The following is a 2,873-nucleotide window of genomic DNA, read 5'->3' as shown; positions in this document are numbered from 1 at the left end:
TCCCGGTACTGCCGTACCGCAAACCCACCCCCGGCCGCGACTACTGGGTCCTCGACGACGTCCTGCCCAACGCGGACGAGGTCCGCGCGCGCTGCCTCGCCAAGGACGACTGGGTCGAGGGATACCCCCGCAAGCCCGAGACCTGGCCCGGGCTGCGCACCATGCCGGGCCTGGAGCCCGCCGAACTCGCCCGGGTGGAACGGCTGGTCAAGAAGGCGACCGGGGCCAGGGAGCTGTGGCTGCAGAAGGCGCCCGGCGGCGCCACACTCAACCACAACTGCGTCCAGGTCGTCGGCCGGGACGAGGGCGAGCCGCGACCGCACACCGACTCGCGCGCGCTGTGCCGGTACGCGGCCGTGCTGTACCTCAACCCGGGCGTCCCCAAGGACTGCGGCACCAGCTTCTACCGGCAGAGCCTGCCCGGCGGAGTCCTCGGCGGCAATCTGGTGGCGGCCCCGCACACCAACCTGGTCGAGGCGCTCGGCACCCGCTTCGTGCCGGGCGACTCCTTCACCGAGGACGTGCGCGTCGCCCACCGCTACAACCGGCTGCTCCTCTACAACGCCAACATGATCCACACGGCCACCGGCTACTGGGGCAGCACCCTGGAGGACAGCCGGATGACGGCCGTCTTCTTCTGGATGGCCTGAGCCGCGAGGCGCGCGCGCTACGGCGTGCGCGGCGCCGGGGCGGGACGGGTGGCGACGACGACCGTGGCGCAGCGCTCCTCGCAGGTCGCCACCCGCGCGGTGAGACCGCCCCCGGTGACCGCCGCGACGGCCGAGGGCACCTGGCGCTCGCCGGTCTCGAAGAGCAGCCGCCCGCCGGGCCTCAGCCAGAGCGCCGCCTCGGCGGTCACCCGGCGCAGCACGTCGAGACCGTCGGCGCCGCCGTCGAGCGCCACCCGGGCCTCGTGGACGCGCGCCTCGGAGGGGAGCAGCTCGATCTCCTCGCTCGGTACGTACGGCACATTGGCGAGCAGGACGTCCACCCGGCCGCGCAGCCCGGCCGGCAGCGCGGCGAACAGATCGCCGCGGTGGACCCGGCCCCCGGCGGCGGTGACATTGCGCCGGGCGCACTCCACGGCCGCCGGGTCGATGTCGGCGGCGTGCAGCTCGGCGCCGGTGAGCCCCGCGACGAGCGCCACGCCCAACGCCCCCGAGCCGCAGCACAGATCCACCACGACCGCGCCCGCAGGTGCGAGGGCGGCGGCCTGCTCCACCAGGAACTCCGTGCGGCGCCGGGGCACGAAGACGCCCGGGTCCACCGCGACCCGTACACCGGCGAACTCGGCCCAGCCCACTACGTGTTCCAGTGGCAGGCCCTCGGCGCGGCGCGTCACCATGGCGTCGAGCTCGGCGGGGGTGCGGGCGATGGAGAGCAGCAACTCCGCCTCGTCCTCGGCGAAGACACAGCCGGCGGCGCGGAGCCGGGTCACGACGGCGGAACGGGACAGCACGGTAATGGGTCTCACCTGGGGTCTCGGGCCGGAACCCGTCCGGGTCCGGAAGCCTGCGGGGCGCGGTCACCCTACCCCGGGCGTGTCGACGGGCCGCAGTGATTTATTCGTGCATACCGTGCATAGAATGACTCAATGATCTTTATTGTCGCCAAGTTCCCCGTGAAGTCCGAGTACGTCGAGGAATGGCCCCGGCACGTGGCGGACTTCACCGCCGCCACCCGGGCCGAGCCGGGCAACCTCTGGTTCGAGTGGTCCCGCAGCATCGAGGACCCGGACACCTATGTGCTGGTCGAGGCGTTCCAGGACGGCACGGGCGAGGCGCACGTCGGCTCCGACCACTTCCGGGCCGCCATGGAGACGATGCGCCCGCTCCTGCGCCGCACCCCCGACATCGTGAGCACGACGATCGAGGGTGCGGCGGGGTGGAGCGCCATGGGCGAGCTGAAGGTCGGCTAGCCGACCGACCGCTGCGGCCGTGACCCGGCCGTCACTTGACGGTGACGGTCACGGTCGGCGACACGGTCTCGCCGTCCTTGACCCGCAGCTCCTCCTTGCCCTTGGTGTTCAGCTTGGCGTCCAGCGAGTAGCTGGAGCCCTGCTTGATGGTGGTATTGGCCTGCAACGTCGTCCACTTGCCCTTGTTCTTGTGCTGGAGCACGACCTTGCTGCCCACCGGCAGCCCCTTGGAGCGGCCGGTGAAGGTGACCTTGTCGCCCGCCTTCGCGTTGGTGGCGCTCGCCTTGATGGTCAGGGACCCCTTCGCCGGGGACGCGTACTTGCTGCCGCTGGGCGTCGGCTTGGGTGTGGCGGCGGTCGCGGTGGCCGCGGCCCCGCCGGCCAGCAGGGCGAAGGACAGGGCGCCCGCCGCCGCCATCCGGGCGCAGCGGTTGCTCAGAGTGGATTTCACGATGGATCTCCCGTCTTGACCTACTCCCCACTCGGTCGGTTCGTACCTTTTCCGAGGTTATCCATGGATGTTGGGAAACGGCGACCGGGCGTCCCGTCCCGGCGGTGAGCGCATCCGCCCCTATGCTGAGGGCGATGTTCGCTCCCCAGGGCCCCACCGTCCGTGAACTCGCCGTCCAGGCACTGTCGTCGGTCGAGCGCGGATACGACCTGCTCGCCCCGAAGTTCGACCTCACGCCCTACCGCACACCGGACCCGGTCCTCCACGCCGCCACCCGCGTCCTCGCCGGACTCGGCCCCTTCGGCCGCGGACTCGACCTGTGCTGCGGCACCGGCGCGGGACTGGACGTGCTGCGCGCGGTGTGCCGAGAGCGGGTCACCGGGGTCGACTTCAGCGCCGGGATGCTCGCGGCGGGCCGGGCGCGGGACGCCCGGGACGCCGACTGGATCCGCGCCGACGCCCGCGCCCGGAGGCCGGTTCGCCTTCCCGGTCGCGGCCCCCGCC

5 protein-coding genes are annotated in these 2,873 nt (G+C 72.5%); 3 read left to right on the top strand and 2 right to left on the bottom strand.

The genetic code is table 11. From position 1 onward, the window contains the following. The coding region (locus ACJA3G_RS34380; protein WP_406556953.1) for a DUF6445 family protein at nucleotides 1-650 on the top strand (650 nt) is incomplete at its 5' end. 17 nt (nucleotides 651-667) lie between these two features. Here the strand turns inward: ACJA3G_RS34380 and ACJA3G_RS34375 are convergent. Next, nucleotides 668-1,465, bottom strand: coding sequence for a putative protein N(5)-glutamine methyltransferase (locus ACJA3G_RS34375; protein ID WP_406556954.1), 798 nt, complete (start codon nucleotides 1,463-1,465; stop codon nucleotides 668-670). 129 nt (nucleotides 1,466-1,594) lie between these two features. Between ACJA3G_RS34375 and ACJA3G_RS34370 the strand changes: the two genes are divergently transcribed. Next, a complete protein-coding gene (locus ACJA3G_RS34370; RefSeq protein ID WP_406556952.1) occupies nucleotides 1,595-1,918 on the top strand; it encodes a putative quinol monooxygenase in 324 nt (107 codons plus the stop codon). A 31-nt stretch (nucleotides 1,919-1,949) separates the two neighbouring features. Here the strand turns inward: ACJA3G_RS34370 and ACJA3G_RS34365 are convergent, their stop codons facing one another. Then, entirely contained in the window at nucleotides 1,950-2,369 is a 420-nt protein-coding gene (locus tag ACJA3G_RS34365; protein WP_406556951.1) for a hypothetical protein, read from the bottom strand. A gap of 134 nt (nucleotides 2,370-2,503) precedes the next feature. Here ACJA3G_RS34365 and ACJA3G_RS34360 point away from each other — a divergent pair. Next, nucleotides 2,504-2,873: methyltransferase domain-containing protein (locus tag ACJA3G_RS34360; protein WP_406556950.1), on the top strand; the 370-nt coding region annotated here is incomplete at its 3' end.

This window comes from Streptomyces sp. YS-3 (genome assembly GCF_045257485.1).
GTDB lineage: Bacteria > Actinomycetota > Actinomycetes > Streptomycetales > Streptomycetaceae > Streptomyces.
The sequence above is the reverse complement of the archived record's forward strand: the minus strand, read 5'-3'. Positions and strand labels throughout refer to the sequence as shown.

What these genes read in the sequence shown, in the direction of transcription:
- ACJA3G_RS34370 (WP_406556952.1), top strand. Translation starts at nt 1,595, where the DNA reads ATGATCTTTATTGTCGCCAAGTTCCCCGTGAAGTCCGAGTACGTCGAG.